The sequence below is a fragment of the Marinobacter sp. 1-3A genome (assembly GCF_016597775.1).
GTDB lineage: Bacteria > Pseudomonadota > Gammaproteobacteria > Pseudomonadales > Oleiphilaceae > Marinobacter > Marinobacter xiaoshiensis.
This window is the reverse complement of sequence record NZ_VCGZ01000011.1, coordinates 79,583-97,329: the sequence shown is the minus strand read 5'-3', so window position 1 is coordinate 97,329 and position 17,747 is coordinate 79,583. Positions and strand designations below refer to the sequence as shown.

14 protein-coding genes and 1 riboswitch are annotated in these 17,747 nt (G+C 55.1%); of the genes, 10 read left to right on the top strand and 4 right to left on the bottom strand.

What is annotated here, in order from left to right; genetic code table 11:
- Window positions 1-11 precede the first annotated feature (11 nt).
- Window positions 12-1,373: a TolC family outer membrane protein gene (locus tag FE848_RS16030; protein WP_200204869.1), complete on the bottom strand. Its 1,362-nt coding sequence runs from the start codon at window positions 1,371-1,373 to the stop codon at window positions 12-14.
- Window positions 1,374-1,579: 206 nt separating this feature from the next.
- Window positions 1,580-1,696, top strand: a riboswitch (TPP riboswitch).
- 90 nt (window positions 1,697-1,786) lie between these two features.
- On the opposite strand from FE848_RS16030, the gene thiC reads away from it, so the two are divergent.
- From thiC to cpdA, 4 genes are all read left to right on the top strand, one after another.
- Window positions 1,787-3,664: a phosphomethylpyrimidine synthase ThiC gene (thiC, locus tag FE848_RS16025; protein WP_200204868.1), complete on the top strand. Its 1,878-nt coding sequence runs from the start codon at window positions 1,787-1,789 to the stop codon at window positions 3,662-3,664.
- A 260-nt stretch (window positions 3,665-3,924) separates the two neighbouring features.
- Window positions 3,925-4,539 carry an NUDIX domain-containing protein gene (locus FE848_RS16020; protein WP_200204867.1) on the top strand — a complete coding sequence of 205 codons (615 nt, stop codon included), beginning with the start codon at window positions 3,925-3,927 and terminating at the stop codon, window positions 4,537-4,539.
- Window positions 4,540-4,541: 2 nt separating this feature from the next.
- Window positions 4,542-5,027: a DUF1249 domain-containing protein gene (locus tag FE848_RS16015; RefSeq protein WP_200204866.1), complete on the top strand. Its 486-nt coding sequence runs from the start codon at window positions 4,542-4,544 to the stop codon at window positions 5,025-5,027.
- 231 nt (window positions 5,028-5,258) lie between these two features.
- Window positions 5,259-6,065 (top strand): 3',5'-cyclic-AMP phosphodiesterase, encoded by an 807-nt coding sequence (cpdA, locus tag FE848_RS16010; protein ID WP_200204865.1) that lies wholly within the window; start codon window positions 5,259-5,261, stop codon window positions 6,063-6,065.
- On the opposite strand, the gene metE is transcribed toward cpdA, so the two are convergent.
- The gene (metE, locus tag FE848_RS16005) at window positions 6,059-8,380 is read right to left on the bottom strand and encodes a 5-methyltetrahydropteroyltriglutamate--homocysteine S-methyltransferase (RefSeq protein ID WP_200204864.1); all 2,322 of its coding nucleotides are present in this window, start codon (window positions 8,378-8,380) and stop codon (window positions 6,059-6,061) included. The two genes, cpdA and metE, sit on opposite strands and share 7 nt — an antisense overlap.
- A gap of 122 nt (window positions 8,381-8,502) precedes the next feature.
- Between metE and FE848_RS16000 the strand changes: the two genes are divergently transcribed.
- The 3 genes from FE848_RS16000 (at window position 8,503) to FE848_RS15990 (ending at window position 11,253) form a co-directional block, all read left to right on the top strand.
- A complete protein-coding gene (locus FE848_RS16000; RefSeq protein WP_200204863.1) occupies window positions 8,503-9,393 on the top strand; it encodes a LysR family transcriptional regulator in 891 nt (296 codons plus the stop codon).
- Between the two features lie 44 nt (window positions 9,394-9,437).
- Complete coding sequence (gene gcvH / locus FE848_RS15995) at window positions 9,438-9,830, top strand: glycine cleavage system protein GcvH (protein WP_200204862.1); 393 nt, start codon at window positions 9,438-9,440, stop codon at window positions 9,828-9,830.
- A gap of 226 nt (window positions 9,831-10,056) precedes the next feature.
- Window positions 10,057-11,253, top strand: a complete 1,197-nt coding sequence (locus FE848_RS15990; protein WP_200204861.1) for a class I SAM-dependent rRNA methyltransferase — start codon at window positions 10,057-10,059, stop codon at window positions 11,251-11,253.
- A gap of 64 nt (window positions 11,254-11,317) precedes the next feature.
- Here FE848_RS15990 and FE848_RS15985 read toward each other — a convergent pair whose 3' ends face one another.
- Complete coding sequence (locus tag FE848_RS15985) at window positions 11,318-11,974, bottom strand: HAD family hydrolase (protein ID WP_200204860.1); 657 nt, start codon at window positions 11,972-11,974, stop codon at window positions 11,318-11,320.
- A gap of 173 nt (window positions 11,975-12,147) precedes the next feature.
- Here FE848_RS15985 and FE848_RS15980 point away from each other — a divergent pair, with 173 nt between their 5' ends.
- The 3 genes from FE848_RS15980 (at window position 12,148) to FE848_RS15970 (ending at window position 16,362) form a co-directional block, all read left to right on the top strand.
- Window positions 12,148-12,678, top strand: a complete 531-nt coding sequence (locus tag FE848_RS15980; RefSeq protein WP_200204859.1) for an RNA pyrophosphohydrolase — start codon at window positions 12,148-12,150, stop codon at window positions 12,676-12,678.
- Between the two features lie 15 nt (window positions 12,679-12,693).
- Window positions 12,694-15,000: a phosphoenolpyruvate--protein phosphotransferase gene (ptsP, locus tag FE848_RS15975; protein ID WP_200204858.1), complete on the top strand. Its 2,307-nt coding sequence runs from the start codon at window positions 12,694-12,696 to the stop codon at window positions 14,998-15,000.
- Window positions 15,001-15,117: 117 nt separating this feature from the next.
- A complete protein-coding gene (locus FE848_RS15970) occupies window positions 15,118-16,362 on the top strand; it encodes a patatin-like phospholipase family protein (RefSeq protein WP_200204857.1) in 1,245 nt (414 codons plus the stop codon).
- A gap of 52 nt (window positions 16,363-16,414) precedes the next feature.
- On the opposite strand, the gene hslU is transcribed toward FE848_RS15970, so the two are convergent.
- Entirely contained in the window at window positions 16,415-17,746 is a 1,332-nt protein-coding gene (hslU, locus tag FE848_RS15965; protein ID WP_200204856.1) for an HslU--HslV peptidase ATPase subunit, read from the bottom strand.
- Window position 17,747 lies beyond the last annotated feature (1 nt).

Genomic DNA, 17,747 nt, shown 5'->3' with positions numbered 1-17,747 from the left:
GTGTAATCAAACTATTGGGTAGGGTCTTTCAGAGTTTGCTTGTCGTTGGCCAGAGCCTCAATCCCGGGAGCACTGGCGCTGAGCCAGTTATTCAATTCGATGAGATCTCTCGGGCTGAGTGTGCCGGCAGCCTGCTTTAGCTGAAGTGTGTTGATCACGTAGTCGTAACGGGCGTTGGCGTAGTCTCTCAGCGCCACGTAGTAAGCCCGCTCAGCATCCAGCACTTCAACAATATTCCGGGTGCCTACATCGTAGCCGGCGCGAGTGGCGTCCAGCGCACTGCGACGGGAAACGATAGTCTGCTCCAGAGCGGAAGCTGTCTCCACGTTGTTGTTTACTGTCAGATACAGGCTGCGGGTGTTAACCCGTACGTCTCGGCGGGTGGTGTTCAGTTCTTCCTGGGCTACAGTGACCAGTGACCGTTGCTGTCGAACGCCGGCTTGGGTTCCGCCGCCCATATACAATGGAACATTCAGCTCAAGGCCGATAACGCCCTGGGTTCCTTCTTGCTGGGTTTGTTTTGCGTTATCCAGCTTTGTTTCACCGTAAGAGGCAACCAGATCCAGCGTTGGCATGTGACCAGATTTCGCCACTTTCAAACCAGATTCGCTGGAGTTTAACTGGTACATTGCGGCTTGAATCGCCCAGTTCTGCTCAAGAGCTGTGCTTTCCCAAGCAGTCGGGTCCATGGGTTCTGGGCGGCCAAGGGGGAAATTAGACCGAAGGTTTTCCAGGTTTTCTGCGTATTCACCTGTCAGGCGGGACAACTGTTCCCGGGCAATGTTCGTCTGATTTTCTGCAGCAATCCGCTGGCTCCGGCTGTCGTCGTAGCTGGCACGGGCTTCATACACTTCTGTTATGGCGATCAGGCCAACATCAAACCGTTCCTGGGCTTGCTCGTACTGTCGCTGGATTGCGGCCTCGGTTGCTTGAGTGGTGGTGACAGTATCCTTTGCCCTCAGCACGTTAAAATAAGCCGTGGCGACATCCAGAATCAATTGTTGTTGCGCCAGATTGTATTGAGCCTGGGCAGCTTCGGTCTGGAACTTGCTGGAATCGTATCGAAACCAGTTGTCGGCTCGGAATACAGGTTGGGTCAGGCGCACCCCGTAGTTGTATGCTTTATAGCTGTCTCCCGGACCATTATCGGCATCAAAGTCAGTATGATTGGCTTGCGCGTAGGCACCGATTTGCGGCAAAAGTGTGCTTTTGCTGACATCACTGGCCGCCTGCTGGGATTCGAATCTGGCTTGGGCTGTGGCAATGCCAGAGTCGTAGGAAAGTGCTTTCTCGTATGTCTCTACCAGATCCAGTGAGAGGGCGGGTTGGGCCACCAAAAGGCCAATAAGTCCGGAAAGCAATCGTTTCTTCATTATTACTCCTGAGTACATGTGCGCGCCGGCGCCCAGTTGGGGGCGCTGAAAAAGGATACCGGATTGCCCGCGATGACATGGAGGCAACATCAGTAATGGCATGGTTAAGCAAGCCGACTGAAACAATCTTCCCATTATGGACAATAATTGCGCTCAGCTCTACACTTGCAAACAACACTCACTTTGAGTGCTACAGATTAAAGACTCGCGTCTTGACGGGGTGCTGGCTGTTTGACTTGTTCAGATAGTCGGCTGAGATTGCATCGCAGAACCCGCGACCTGATCCGGATAATACCGGCGTAGGGATTGAGACCAAGCTATCGAAGAGCCAGTGCTACCCGAGAACCACGTGGGTAGGGGCTCTCTCCGTCATGCGCGACCCGAATTCCAAAGTAATATTCCGGGAGCGAATGATGACAGATCTGCCTACCTACCTCAGTGATTCCGCCCGCGTCGATTCCGCCGCGATACAGCCCTTGCCGGGGTCGCGCAAAGTATACGTGCAGGGTAGCCGTTCCGACCTGCGGGTGCCTATGCGGGAAATCACCGTGCAGGATACGCCTACAGAAATGGGTGGCGAGAAAAACCCACCGGTAGTGGTGTACGACACCTCCGGCATATACACAGACCCTGAAGCCACCATCGATCTGCGCAAAGGCCTTCCCGCCATCCGCGCTGCCTGGATAGCGGAGCGTGAAGATACGGCTCCCTTGGCAGGCTACACCTCGGAATACACACGCCGCAGAATGAAAGATCCGCAGCTGGACCCGCTCCGCTTTATGGATGAGCGCAAGCCGCTGAGGGCGCTGGCCAATAAAAACGTTACCCAGATGCACTACGCCCGCAAAGGCATCATTACGCCGGAGATGGAATTCATCGCCATACGGGAGAACATGAAGCTGCAGGAAGCTCGTGAGCAAGGCTTGGCCGATGATCAGCACCCCGGCCAATCGTTCGGAGCCAGCATCCCAAAGGAAATTACCCCCGAATTTGTGCGCAGCGAAGTGGCCCGGGGCAGGGCCATCATCCCCGCTAACATTAACCACCCTGAATCCGAGCCCATGATTATCGGCCGAAACTTTCTGGTGAAAATCAACGGCAATATCGGCAACTCAGCGGTTACCTCGTCTATTGAAGAAGAAGTAGAGAAACTCACCTGGGGCATCCGCTGGGGTTCCGATACCATCATGGACCTTTCCACCGGCAAGAACATTCACGAAACCCGCGAATGGCTGATCCGCAACTCACCGGTGCCGGTCGGCACAGTGCCCATCTATCAGGCGCTGGAAAAAGTAGGCGGTGTCGCCGAAGATCTCACCTGGGAAATCTTCCGGGACACGCTGATTGAGCAAGCAGAGCAGGGCGTGGACTACTTCACCATCCACGCAGGTGTGCGTTTGCACCACGTACCCATGACCGCCAAGCGCACCACCGGCATTGTCTCCCGTGGCGGCTCCATCATGGCGAAATGGTGTCTGGCCCATCACAAGGAAAGCTTCCTGTACGAACACTTCGAAGACATCTGCGAAATCATGAAAGCCTACGATGTCTCCTTCAGCCTCGGCGACGGCCTGCGCCCCGGCTCCATAGCCGACGCCAACGACGCAGCCCAGTTCGGCGAACTGGAAACCCTGGGCGAACTCACCAAAATCGCCTGGAAGCACGACGTACAATGCATGATCGAAGGCCCCGGCCACGTACCCATGCACCTGGTAAAAGAGAACATGGACAAGCAGTTGGAGTGCTGTGACGAAGCGCCCTTTTATACCCTCGGGCCATTGGTCACCGACATTGCCCCCGGCTACGACCACATAACCTCCGGCATAGGCGCCGCCATGATCGGCTGGTTCGGCTGCGCCATGCTGTGCTACGTCACCCCCAAAGAGCACTTGGGCTTACCAAATAAAGACGACGTAAAAACCGGCATCATCACCTACAAAATCGCCGCCCACGCCGCCGACCTGGCAAAAGGCCATCCCGGTGCCCAAATCCGCGACAACGCCCTATCCAAAGCCCGGTTCGAATTCCGCTGGGAAGATCAGTTCAACCTCGGTTTGGACCCGGACACAGCTCGCGCTTTCCACGACGAAACCCTGCCCAAGGAGTCCGCCAAAGTAGCCCACTTCTGCTCCATGTGCGGCCCGAAATTCTGCTCCATGAAAATCTCCCAGGAAGTTCGCGATTATGCAGCCGAACACGGCATTGATGAGATTTCAGCCGTGGATGCAGGCATGAAGGAAAAGTCCCGGGAGTTCGTGGAGTCAGGGAGTAAGCTATACGATAAAGTGTAAGTTCTTAGCCTGATTAGCTGGCTGGGCGCGATCCATCCAGCTAATTACTGTCAGCGTATTACTGTGATGCACGGGGCAGTTGTGGGAGAACGCTTCCCAAAACTGTGCGAAGCCATGGATGGCGTAGCCAAGCTTACAGGGACGTATTCACAGCGTGTTTTGGGAAGCGTTCTCCCACAACTGTCTTGCACCCAAGCAGGCTTGCAATAAACAACACCAACCGGCTATCGTGCAAAACCGATTTCAAAACAGAGTAAAGCATGACCAAGCCGTTCCAGTTCAAAGCCAGTGATGTCAAAGTTGAAAAACGCGAAATCGTCTTCCAGGGCTTCTTTCGCATGGACAAGCTGTGCCTGACTCACCCGCGCTTTGATGGCCGGAACATGCCGCAGTTTACCCGCGAGCTTTTCATTCGTGGCGATGCCACCTGCGTGCTTCCCTACGACCCCGAACGGGACGAAGTGGTACTGCTGGAACAATTCCGCCTGGGCGCTTTGGGGCGAGACCAATCCCCCTGGTTGCTGGAACTGGTCGCTGGAATGAACGAAGAAGGCGAGAGCAGCGAAGAAGTCGCCCAAAGAGAGGCTGAAGAAGAAGCCGGCCTCAGCTTCAGCAAACTCGAAAAAATCTGTGATTACCTGGTGTCGCCAGGTGGCACTACAGAAATGGTGTACCTGTATTGCGGCAAAGTCAGCACCGAATCCGCAGGCGGCCTGTTCGGACTGGAAGAGGAAAGCGAAGACATCCGTGCCCATGTGGTTTCAGCAGACGAAGCCATAGCGATGATCAGCGACGGCCGCATCAACAATGCAGCAGCAATCATTGCCATACAATGGCTGCAGATCAATCGTGCCAGACTGCGGGCAGGGTGGTAGCCATGAATGAATGGGCAATGAAACCCAAGCGCTACGTGCCCGACCTGCGGCAGCTTGGAGCCCTGTGTGAGGGTAACTACCACCGCATTGAAAGATTACGCCAACTGAGAGCAGGTGATCAGCCCGTCTGCGACATTGAGTTGCACCGGGAAAGCGAATATTTGGGCCGGGTTCGAATCAAGGTGCTGCAAACCGCCCGATATACCGAAACCCTCTTGCTCGAACAAATACACAATAGTGGTCGCTGGCTTAACAATCCGCAGATGACCGTGCGTGTATACCACGATGCAGTTATGGCAGAGGTCATAAGTTGTTATCGCGACACGCAGATTGCGCCGGTCAACGATTATCCTAACCGTTTTATGCACCACCCGGATGAAAAGACGCAGGTTAATGGGTTCCTGGCCGACTGGCTGGAATACTGTCTGAGATTCGGCCACCTGCCTCTTGAACATGCGGCATGGACGACCCGGCAGGGTGTTGACTAAGAGTTTTTGCGCCTGGCTGCCAGTAAATCAGGTGCTGTGAAAGGCGAATAGAGTTGGCAAATCGCGCAATATTTTGCCTGCGTTAGGCCAGAATGTGACATCGGTTCCAATAGCAAGTGATAAATTCGGTAGCTTACAACGTACACTTGCCCTCAGATCATGGGAGCCTGTGTAACGTGGTAGCCCGTAAATCTGTTACTCATTGACGGCAGCAAACAGACCAATAGCATCATGACCTCAAAGGAAACCGCCCGGCCACTTCGGGTACTGCAGCTAACGGATCCACACCTTATGGCCAGTGCTGATGGCGCGCTGCTTGGTGTTAATACCCGCGACAGCCTCAATGCAGTCATAGCTGAAGTGCTTGCTTCGCACGGGCAGCCGGATCTGATTCTTGCCACTGGCGATCTTGCTCAGGATGGATCGGAAGAAGCTTATTGTGCGCTAGGCGAGAGTTTTACTGCTTTTAACTGTGCATCAGCCTGGATTGCCGGTAATCACGACAAGGTTCCCTCCCTGAAAGAAGTTGCCGCTCGCTACGGCGCAAACCGTCGTCACCTTGTGCAGGGCGGCTGGCAGTTTATTCTTCTGGATTCGTCCGTACCGGGTAAAGTGCATGGGGAGCTCGCGGAATCCGAGTTGGGTTTTTTAGTACAGATGCTGGAGCAGAATCCGGATGTGCCGACCCTTGTAACCCTGCACCATCACCCCGTTGATATTGATACCGATTGGATGGCCGATATTGGGCTGAGAAACCGTGAAGAGTTCTGGCAGTTGATTGACAGGTTCCCGCAAGTAAAAATTGTGTTGTGGGGCCACATTCACCAGACCTTTGAGCAGCAAAGAAACGGCGTGCACTTGTTGGCTACGCCGTCCACCTGCATTCAATTTACCTCCGGCTCACGCAAGTTCTCTGTAGATGACCTGGCGCCCGGGTATCGTTGGTTTGAGCTCCAGGCTTCCGGCGACTTCACTACGGAGGTCTGCCGGGCCCGGAGTTTCGAGTTTGAGCTGGATCAGAACAGCACCGGTTACTGAGCCGCTTCTGCCAGCTCCTGCTCTGCAACCTCTCTTTCTGCGATTTGTCCGCGAAGCTCTCGTGCTGCTGCCACCATTGCTTTCAGAGCAGGTATGACTTCCTCCCAGCGGCGGGTTTTCAGACCGCAGTCCGGGTTTACCCACAAACGCTCAGCCGGAATCCTCTCCGCCGCCTTGTTCATCAAGTCTGTTATTTGCTCCACCCGTGGAATGTTAGGTGAGTGAATGTCATATACGCCCGGGCCAATATCGTTGGGGTACTCGAAACCCTTGAACGCATCCAGCAGCTCCATGGCAGAGCGTGATGTTTCGATGGTGATCACGTCGGCATCCATGCGGGCAATGGCCCCGATGATATCGTTGAACTCCGAGTAGCACATGTGAGTATGAATCTGAGTGTCATCCTGCACGCCATTAGCACTGATGCGGAAGGCTTCGATAGCCCACTCCAGATAGGTATTCCAGTCTGACTGGCGCAGTGGCAAGCCTTCACGCAAAGCGGCTTCATCAATCTGGATAATCCCTACCCCGGCTTTTTCCAGATCCTGAACTTCTTCGCGCACGGCCAGTGCCAACTGCAGGCAGGTGTCCTTGCGAGGCTGATCGTCCCGCACGAACGACCAGTTCAAAATGGTAACCGGGCCGGTGAGCATGCCTTTCATGGGCTTGTCGGTCAGGGACTGGGCGTATTTGGTCCAGTCTAGGGTCATGGCATTGGGGCGGGTGATGTCACCAAACAGGATGGGTGGTTTCACGCATCGTGAGCCATAGGACTGCACCCAGCCAAACCGGCTGAACACGTAGCCTTCCAGTTGTTCGCCAAAATACTCCACCATGTCGTTGCGTTCAGCTTCGCCGTGCACCAGCACGTCCAGGCCTAGCGCTTCCTGTTGCTCAACACAGTAAGCAATTTCTTCATGAATCCGCGCGGTGTAGTCCTGCTGGCTCAGGTTGCCTTGGCGGAACTCTTTGCGAACCGCGCGTATTTCCGGCGTTTGCGGGAAGGAACCAATGGTGGTCGTCGGATAGGCGGGTAGCTTGAATCGTTCCTGCTGCAGCTTGAACCGTGTGCTGAACGGGCTCTTGCGCTGGCCATGCTCTGGCGTAATGGCTGACAGGGCTTCCGCAACCGCGGGGTTGTGTACTCTTGAGGACTGGCGGCGACTCTCGACGGCGTTCTGATTGGCGGCCAGTTCTTTGGCTACGGCTTCTCGACCTTCATCAAGAGCCTTCGCCAGAGTGTTTAACTCCTGCAGTTTCTGCCGGGCAAAAGCCAGCCAGTTGCGCACTTCGGCATCCAGCGTGGTTTCACTTTCCAGATCAACCGGTACATGCAGAAGAGAGCAGGAAGGCGCCAGCCAAAGACGCTCGCCCAGCTTTTCCTTCAGCGGCTCCAGAAGATCCAGAGTAGCATTCAGATCCGTTTTCCAGATGTTTCGGCCGTTGATAACACCGAGGGACAGCACCTTATGAGCTGGCAGCCAGTCGGCCAGTCGCGCAACTTCGTTTTGTGCGCTGATAGCGTCCAAGTGAATGCCTGCCACAGGCAGTTCGCAGGCAAGTTGCAGGTTTTCCCTTAGCTCGCCAAAATAAGTGGTCAACAGCAGTTTTACCGGAGCGGTTTTCAGTTCGTGGTACGCGAGAATGAAAGCATGCTTCCAGTCGGCATCCAGCTCGGTAACCAGTGCCGGCTCATCAATCTGCACCCATTCAGCACCCGCATCCGCGAGCTTCGCCAGTAACTCGGTGTAGACCGGCAGCAGCTTGTCGAGCAGTTTCAAGCGATCAGATTCATCTTTGGCTTTTCCCAACCATAGATAGGTAACCGGGCCGATGATGACAGGCTTGGTGTTTACACCCTGAGCGCGGGCTTCCGCCAGTTGCACCAGTATGCGATCAGCGTTCAGGCTGAAATTCGTATCGGCACTGAACTCCGGCACTATGTAGTGATAGTTGGTATCAAACCACTTGGTCATTTCGCCCGCATGGACGCTGCAGCAGGCACTGTCGCTTGGGGAGCGGCCCCGGGCCACACGAAAATACTCGTCCAGCGGTGAACCTTCATGGGCGCTTGCCCGCTCCGGCAAATTGCCAAGTGTCGCGCTCATGTCCAGCACCTGATCGTAAAGCGAAAAATCGCCTACGGGCGCCAGGGAAAGACCTGCCTGCTCTTGCCAGTTTTGCGAACGCAACCCGGCGGCGGTTTCCTGCAGCGCCTGTTCGGAGGAGGTGCCATTCCAAAGTGCTTCCAAGGCGAATTTAAGTTCCCGGCGCGCGCCGATGCGCGGATAGCCGAGGTTGTGCGTAATGGTCATCTGAAACTCCTGAATCTGTGTTTAGTGAGGCGTTGATAGGAGTTGCCAGATTAGCGTTCCGGGTCAATGAAAAATAATGGTATTATTTCAGGGTTCCATTAATTCCATTCATGGATTGCCGAATGATTGAACGTAACCATCTGGAAGTGCTCCGAGCCGTTGAAACAGAAGGCTCCCTGACGGCAGCCGCCAGCCGCCTTCACCTTACCCAGTCCGCGCTTAGCCACTCCGTACGCAAACTGGAGCAGCAGCTGGGAACCCCGCTTTGGCTGCGAGAAGGCAGGCAACTTCGATTGACCCAAGCCGGCAGCCACTTGTTGGCACTGGCTAATCGCCTGTTACCTCAATTTGAGCATGCGGAAATGCTCATCGGCCAGTTCGCCAGAGGGCAGGCGGGCACCCTGCGTATCGGAATGGAGTGCCATCCCTGCTATCAATGGCTGCTAAAAGTTGTTGGCCCTTACCTTGAACAGTGGCCGTCGGTGGATGTAGACGTAAAGCAGAAATTCCAATTCGGTGGTATTGGCGCTCTTTTTGGCCACGACATCGACATGCTGGTCACTCCCGACCCGCTGCACAGGCCGGGGTTAGTGTTTGAGCCTGTGTTTGATTACGAGCAGGTGCTGGTGGTTGCCGCTACCCACCGCCTGGCAGGCAAGCCTTGGGCAGAAGCGGTGGATCTGGAATCGGAAACCTTGATTACCTATCCCGTGGCGATAGAGCGGCTGGATGTTTTCAACCACATACTGGTGCCCGCAAACATGCGCCCCGCACGCCACAAAACCATCGAGACCACAGACATCATGCTGCAAATGGTCGCCGCCGGCCGTGGCGTAGCGGCGCTACCCCGATGGCTGGTCACGGAATACAGCGACCGGCTGGGCATTGTTCCGGTAAAACTGGGCAAAGAAGGCATATCCAAACAGATATTCCTGGGCTGCCGCGAGCGAGATGTGGGCGTGCAATATCTCGATTCCTTCATGAAGCTGGCACGAGAGGTTCGCTGGCGCTAAGGTTTCGGTTACACTGCCCAAAATTTTTGTCAGGAATTACCCTTATGAGTGAAACACCTTCTGATCTCAAATACATCGACACCCACCAGTGGGTGCGCGTACACGCTGATGGCACTGCAACCGTTGGCATAACCGACTTCGCCCAGGAGCAACTGGGTGATGTGGTTTATATCGGCGTTCCCGAAGTCGGCGAAACCGTTACTGGCGGCGAAGAAGCTGGCGTGGCCGAATCCGTGAAGTCCGCATCCGATGTGTTCAGCCCGGTAACCGGTGAGGTTCTTGAAGTTAACGAAAGCCTTGAAGACGAGCCAGAGAAGGTTAACGAAGACCCATACGGCGATGGCTGGATGTTTAAAGTGCAGCTTGCCGACAAAGGTGAGCTTGATGGGCTGATGGATGCTGAAGCCTATGCGGAGCATGTGGCTGCCGCTGAATAATCTTTGGCATTAGCTTTTGCTTAGCTGCAGGCAACTCTATTGTTTGAGCAGTCGGGGCGCAGCTCCCAAAACTGTGCGGAGCCATGGATGGCGGAGCCAAGCGTACACGGACGTATTCACAGCGTGTTTTGGGAGGTGCGCCCCGACTGCGTTCCCAGCCCGTGTGTGGGTGTCGTAAGTTAATGTATAATTCCCGCCCTATTTTTCTCTACCCTAGGTGGCAGCAATGAATTTCCCGGTTTTATATCTACGCAAAGGCGCGGAGCGCAGGCTTCGGGCTGGCCACCTGTGGGTTTACAGCAACGAAGTCGACATCCAGAGATCACCACTGACACAGTTTGAAGCCGGCACCCAGGCTGAGCTGCGTGCGTCCAACGACAAACCTCTCGGTGTGATTTTCGTAAATCCTCATGCTCTTATTTGCGGCCGACTCATCAGCCGGGACGCGGCACAAGGCATGACCCCGAACCGATTGACTCAGCGCATGGAAACAGCGCTGGCATTGCGGGACAGGTTGTTTGATAAGCCCTTCTACCGCTGGGTATTCGGCGACAGCGACGGCCTGTCCGGGCTGGTTATCGATCGCTTTGGCGATACGGTTGTCGTCCAGATATCCACCGCTGGCATGGAGCTGATGAAAGAATCCATAGTCCGTGCGGTTCAGCGGTTGGCGCACCCGAAAGCCATCATCCTGAAAAACGATGGCAAGATGCGCAGCGTTGAAGGGCTGAACTCATACGTTGAGCAGGCCCATGGCCCGGAAGCGACACTGCTTGAAGTGGAAGAAAACGGCGTGCGCTTCGAAGTGCCCCTGGAGGGCGGTCAAAAAACCGGTTGGTTTTACGATCACCGTATGAATCGTCAGCGCCTGCAGGCCTACGCGCCGGGTAAACGGGTGCTGGATGTGTTCAGTTATGTAGGCGGTTGGGGTATTCAGGCGGCATGCGCCGGTGCCGCCCAGGTTACCTGTGTGGACAGTTCTTCTGGTGCTATTGATTCGGTACATCACAACGCCAAGCTGAATGGCCTCGATAATGTTGAAACCATCGAAGGCGATGCGTTTGATGCGTTGAAAGCGCTGGCGGAAGAGAAGGAAAAGTACGATATCGTTGTGCTGGACCCGCCCGCGCTTATTCCCCGCCGTCGGGATCAGAAAGCTGGCGAGCAGGCCTATGCGCGGTTGAATCAGCTTGGGCTGAGGCTGCTGGGGCGGGACGGAATTCTTGTTTCTGCTTCGTGTTCCATGCATCTCTCGCAGGAAAAGCTGGTAGATATCATTCGCGGCAGTGGCCGCAAGATCGATCGCTTCGTGCAGTTGCTGGAGCAGGGGCATCAGGCGCCGGACCACCCGATTATTCCAGGGATTCCAGAGACCGACTACATCAAGTCCTGCTTCGTACGATCCCTTACCGGTTTTATGTGATCCCCTGGTTGAGCCCGCCCTCCAATAAAACAAGGAGGCGGGCTCAACGCGCAGTTAGCGGGGCTCAGTCGCGAAGCGTCATAACACTCCAGCCTTTGTTCCTCGCAAATTCTTCCAGCTTTGGATCCGGGTCAACGGCAACCGGATTGTCCACCTTTTCCAGCAGTGGCAAATCGTTGTGTGAGTCGCTGTAGAACCAGGCGCCGTCCAGGCTTCTGTTGTGAGCGTTCAGCCAGTCGTTTAGACGAGTGACCTTGCCTCCCTGAAAGCTGGGGACGCCTGCAATTTCACCGGTGTAACGTCCATTGACCAACTCAGGTTCGGTGGCGATCAGGTGGTCAATACCCAGCACGTCTGCAATGGGCTCGGTCACAAACCGGTTGGTGGCTGTGATAATCATCAGCGTATGGCCCTGCTCCCGGTGGCTGTTCAACAGCTCACTGGCTTTTTCTTGCAGCATGGGGCGCACTTTCTTGTCCATGAACACATCTCGCCACGCCAGTAGTTCACTCATGTTGTGTGCTGACAAAGGTTGAAGCGCAAACCTGAGGTAATTCAGGATGTCCATTTCGCCATTCAGGTATTCCTGATAAAAGCGGTCGTTAGCTTGGCGATAGGTCTCTGCATCAACGATGCCTTCTTCTACAAGAAACTCGCCCCAAGCGTGGTCGCTGTCGCCAGCGAGCAGGGTATTGTCGAGATCAAAAATTGCGAGCGTCAAACGTTTACCTCCAGAGGCATAGGGCTTGCGAAAAGCGGTATGTTACCACGGGTACCCTGAGTGCGGCTGCGTTTGCCGAAGTCTTGGGATTCTGTAAGAATGAGCGCAACTTGGAAAAAATCCGGCCGGTACATATCTCACCGGCCTGCCGACTCTATCAAGAGGACTGTACCGTGATCGATTCAGACGGTTTCAGACCCAATGTCGGAATCATTCTGGCCAACCACCGGGGAGAGGTTCTCTGGGCGAGGCGAATAGGACAGGACTCCTGGCAGTTTCCTCAAGGCGGGATAAATCACGAAGAATCGCCGGAAGAAGCGCTATACCGGGAGCTCGGAGAGGAAGTTGGCCTGGGCGCCAATGATGTCGAAATCATCAGTTGCACCCGGGGCTGGCTGAGGTACCGTCTTCCCCGAAGGATGGTGCGGCACAACTCGCACCCCGTCTGCGTGGGTCAAAAACAGAAATGGTTCCTGCTGAGGATGTTATCACCCGATGCACAAGTGCGCGTTGATGGTACGGATTCACCGGAATTTGATGGCTGGCAGTGGGTAAGCTACTGGTATCCGTTGGGTCAGGTGGTGTCCTTCAAGCGTGAAGTGTACCGACGTGCGCTGAGAGAACTTGCGCCAAGACTGTTCTACAACATGGAGCAGTGGCACCGGAGCGAGCACAACCGGCGTTTAAAGGAACAGGCGAAATGACGGACTGACACACCCATGCTGAGCATTCTGCGAAGTCTTGTACAAGAGGTAAACAGCGCCCGGGATCTCTCGGAAGCGTTGGGTATTATCGTGTCGCGTGTGCAGAAAGCCATGAACACCGAGGTCTGTTCTGTCTACTTGCTGGATCCGGTGTCCAATCGCTACATTTTGATGGCCACCGAAGGCCTGTACCTGAAAGCCGTAGGCAAAGTGAGCCTTGCGCACTCAGAAGGCCTGGTGGGCCTTGTCGGTTCCCGGGAAGAACCAATCAATCTTGAAGATGCACCTTCCCACCCCCGTTATCGTTATTTCCCGGAAACCGGTGAAGAGCGTTTCCGCTCCTTCCTCGGTGTCCCCATTATTCACCATCGCCGTGTGCTTGGGGTTCTCGTAGTCCAGCAGCGCGAGAGTTCCCGGTGCTTTGATGAGGGTGAAGAAGCGTTTCTGGTCACGGTTTCAGCTCAGCTTGCGGGCGTTATAGCCCACAGTGAGGCGACCGGCGCCATCAGCGGTCTCTCTCTCACCGGCGAAGAGACCCGAGATGTCAGCTTCAATGGTGTTCCGGGCGCGCCCGGAGTGGCAATTGGTCATGGTGTTGTGGTGTACCCCGCAGCTGATCTGGACGTGGTTCCCGATAAGCCTGCAGAAGATATTGAGCTGGAACTGGAGCTGTTCCGGTCGGCAGTGCAATCGGTGTGCGAAGACATTGGCCAGGTCGCCAAGCGGCTCACTTCACGGCTTCGTCCGGAAGAGTTGGCACTGTTTGACGTATATCTCCGCATGCTGGGCGATGAAGCATTGCCCGGGGAAGTTAATAATCGTATTCGGGAAGGAAACTGGGCTCAGGGTGCCCTCAAACAGGTGGTTCAGCACTACGTTCGTCATTTCGAAATGATGGATGACCACTACCTTCAGGAAAGGGCGGTCGATGTCCGCGACCTTGGTCGCCGTCTGCTTTCCTACCTGCAGGAGGGCGATCAAAAGGACCTGAACTACCCCGAACGCACGGTTCTCGTCAGTGAAGAGCTGACGCCTGCCATGCTGGGAGAGGTTCCCCGGGGCCAGCTGGTGGGCCTTGTTTCCGTCAAAGGTTCCAGCAACTCCCATGTGGCCATTCTCGCCCGCGCAATGGGTGTGCCCACCGTTATGGGGCTTGTGGATATTCCGGTGAATCAGCTCGATGGTCGGGAGCTGATTGTTGATGGTTTTGAGGGGCAGATTTTTGCTTCTCCGTCGTCAGACCTCAGGGCGTTTTTCCAAACCATCTGCGAGGAAGAGGCTGAACTCGATCGGGGGCTGGAAGCGCTTCGCGATAAACCCTGTATAACCACCGATGGCCATCGTGTGCCCCTGCTGGTGAATACCGGGCTGATGACGGATGTAGTGCGTTCCTTGTCGCACGGCGCCGAAGGCATAGGGCTTTATCGCACCGAAGTGCCTTTCATGATCAAGGACCGCTTTCCATCGGAGCAGGAGCAGCGACAGTATTACCGGGAACAGCTGGAAGCCTTTGCACCCAACCCGGTAACCATGCGTACTCTGGATATCGGTGGTGACAAGGCGCTGACCTATTTCCCGATTGAGGAAGAGAACCCGTTCCTGGGTTGGCGCGGTATTCGGGTAACTCTGGACCATCCGGAAATATTTCTGGTTCAGGTGCGAGCCATGCTCAAAGCAAGTGAGGGCCTGAACAATCTGCAGATCATGTTACCCATGATCAGCAATATTTCTGAGGTAGAAGAGTCTCTGCACCTGATTTACCGGGTATATCACGAGGTGCGAGAGGAAGGTTTTAACATTCACATGCCCAAAGTGGGTGTGATGGTGGAAATACCGGCCGCGGTATACCAGGTTCGTGAATTGGCTGATCGTGTGGACTTTCTCTCGGTGGGCTCAAATGACCTGACCCAGTACTTGCTGGCAGTTGACCGCAATAACCCGCGGGTCGCTCAACTCTACCATTCGTATCACCCCGCGGTTTTGCAGGCGTTGGTAAGAATTGCTCAGGACGCCCATGCGGTTGGCAAGCCAGTGGGTATCTGCGGTGAGCTTGCGGGAGATCCCGGTGGTGCACTGTTGCTGATGGCTATGGGCTACGATTCTCTTTCCATGAACGCAGCCAGCTTGCCAAAAGTGAAATCCGTCATTCGCAGCGTCAGTCGGGAGTGGGCAGTAAAGCTGTTGAAAGACGTGCTGCTGCTGGATTCTCCCCACGTGATCAAGAGCTGTGTGGATCTTGCATTGCGTGATGCCGGTTTTGGCCGGTACCTTCGGCCGGGAATTTCCACGAGTGCCGCTCTGGTGGAACAGGTCGCTTCTTGAGGTTGTCTATCAGGCAGGCTCTCAAATATAGGGTGCGTGCTCTAAACCGGGTTGTTACCTTGTAAGTCAGGCAGGCCAGAAACTGAATCTGGCGAATTATCCGGAGATGGAAAGGCCATGAAAAAGCCAACCGAACTGAAACCAGCACCGCGCATCGGGCTTGCACTCGGTGGGGGTGGCCCTTTAGGCGGCATATATGAGATTGGCGCACTCCGGGCGCTGGATGAAGCTCTGGATGGCTTGGATTTCAATAACCTTGATGTGTACGTGGGCGTTAACTCCGGCTCATTCGTCGCCGCCAACCTTGCGAACCAGATGACCACGGCGCAGCTGTGCCGGATTTTTGTGCGTAATGAAGCTGAAGTTCATCCTTTTCACCCTGATGTATTCTTCCGGCCAGCACTGAAAGAAATGGCGGGCCGATTGCTGGCGGTGCCCGGGTTGCTCACGACGGCCGTGCGCCGTTTTGTTGCCAATCCTTACGATCAGAGCTTACTCGAAGCCCTCACCATACTGTCTCAGGCGGCCCCCGCCGGGCTGTTTGATAATGAAGGGCTTCATGATTATCTCAAGCGTGCTTTTTCCATGTTGGGCCGCTCAAACGACTTCCGGCAGCTAAAGCGCAGCCTATACATAGTTGCGGCAGACGTGGAAAGCAGCGACGCCGTGTGCTTTGGCGCTCCCGGGTTTGATCATGTGCCCATATCCAAAGCTATACAGGCGAGCACGGCATCTCCGGGGCTGTATGTGCCCGTTGATATTGATGGCCGGTATTATGTGGATGGAACGCTGCGCAAAGGCTTGCACGCATCGGTCGCGTTTGAAGATGGTGCAGATCTGGTTTTTGCAGTGAACCCCTTGGTGCCCATTGATGCCAGTGCGGCGGTACGGGCGGGCACTATGGCGCCCGGAGAATTGACTCGTTCGGGGATGCCAAACCTGCTGTCACAGATGTTCCGGACCATGGTTTATTCCCGCATGCAGTCGGGTATTGCTCACTACGCGACGGACTATCCGGATAAGGATATCCTGCTGTTTGAGCCGACTCGGGATGACGCCAAGCTGTTTTTCTCTAACGTGTTCAGCTTCCAGTCACGCCGAATGGTGTGTGAGCATGCTTATCAGATGACCCGCCAGGATCTGCGGAATCGTGCAGACGAGCTGGAGCCAAAGCTGGCAAAATATGGCATCAAGCTACGCCGGGATCGTCTGGAAGATGAGCAGCGCACCATCAGTACCAGCCTTTATGGCGAAATGCTGCCACTGTATGTGGCCAAGAGCAGAAAGAAAAAGACAACCGGAAAGGGCAAGCTGGCGGCAGGGCTGGGAACGGTCACCCACCTGTTTTCAAAGGCAGAGTAGGTATTCGGGCCAGGCGCGCGAAAAGCACGCCTGGCTCAACGGTGGCTTCAAATCAGAGAATATAACGACTCAGATCTTCGTCTTCCGACAGATCTCCAAGCTTTTCATTAACGTAATCTGCAGTGACTTCAAACGCTTCGGTTACCCCATCACCCGCATCAAAAGACAGGCTTTCCAATAGCCTTTCCAAAACCGTGTGTAAGCGCCTGGCACCGATGTTTTCGGTTGTCTCATTTACCTTCCAGGCGATCTCCGCTATGCGGGCAATTGCATCTTCACTGAACGTCAGCTTAACGCCCTCGGTGTTCATCAGAGCTTCGTACTGCTGAACCAATGAGGCATCCGGTTCTGTGAGAATGCGCTTGAAATCGTCCGGGGTAAGAGCCTGCAGTTCTACCCGTATTGGCAGTCGGCCCTGCAGCTCCGGAATAAGATCCGATGGCTTGGACAAGTGGAAAGCGCCGGACGCAATAAACAGAATATGATCTGTGCGTACCGAGCCGTATTTTGTGCTCACGGTACTGCCCTCAATAAGTGGCAACAGATCCCTCTGAACGCCTTCCCGGGAAACATCCGACGAGCTGTTCTCCGCGCGCTTGGCCACCTTGTCAATTTCATCGAGAAACACAATGCCGTTCTGCTCAACGGCGATAATGGCTTTCTGTTTGATCGACTCCTCATTGACCAGCTTACTGGCTTCCTCTTCCTTCACCCGTTTCAGAGCGTCTGCCACCTTCATTTTCCGTGGCTTGGATTTGTCAGCGGCCATGTTGGAAAACATGCTCTGTAGCTGGCTGGTCATCTCCTCCATGCCAGGAGGTGCCATGATTTCTACGCCGGCGCTTGAATTACGGAGGTTGATCTCGATTTCCTTATCGTCGAGTTCGCCTTCCCTCAGCTTTTTCCGGAACATCTGGCGAGTGGAGGAGTCTTCAGAGGTCTTTTGGCTATCCTCGCCGAAGCTTCTTGGCGGTGGGAGCAGGGCGTCCAGGATTCTGTCTTCGGCTGCGTCCAAAGCCTGCTCTTCGTGACGCTTCATTTCCTGAACCCGCAGCATTTTTACGGCCATATCCGCCAGGTCGCGGATAATGGATTCCACATCACGCCCAACGTAGCCAACCTCGGTAAATTTGGTGGCTTCAACTTTCAGGAAAGGTGCATCTGCCAATTTGGCCAGGCGGCGGGCAATCTCAGTTTTGCCTACACCGGTGGGGCCGATCATCAGGATGTTCTTGGGTGTGACCTCATCCCGAAGCGTGCTGTCCAGCTGCATCCGGCGCCAGCGGTTTCTCAGGGCGATCGCCACGGCCCGCTTGGCCTCTTGCTGACCCACGATGTGTTTATTGAGCTCGTGAACAATTTCACGGGGAGTCATTGCAGACATG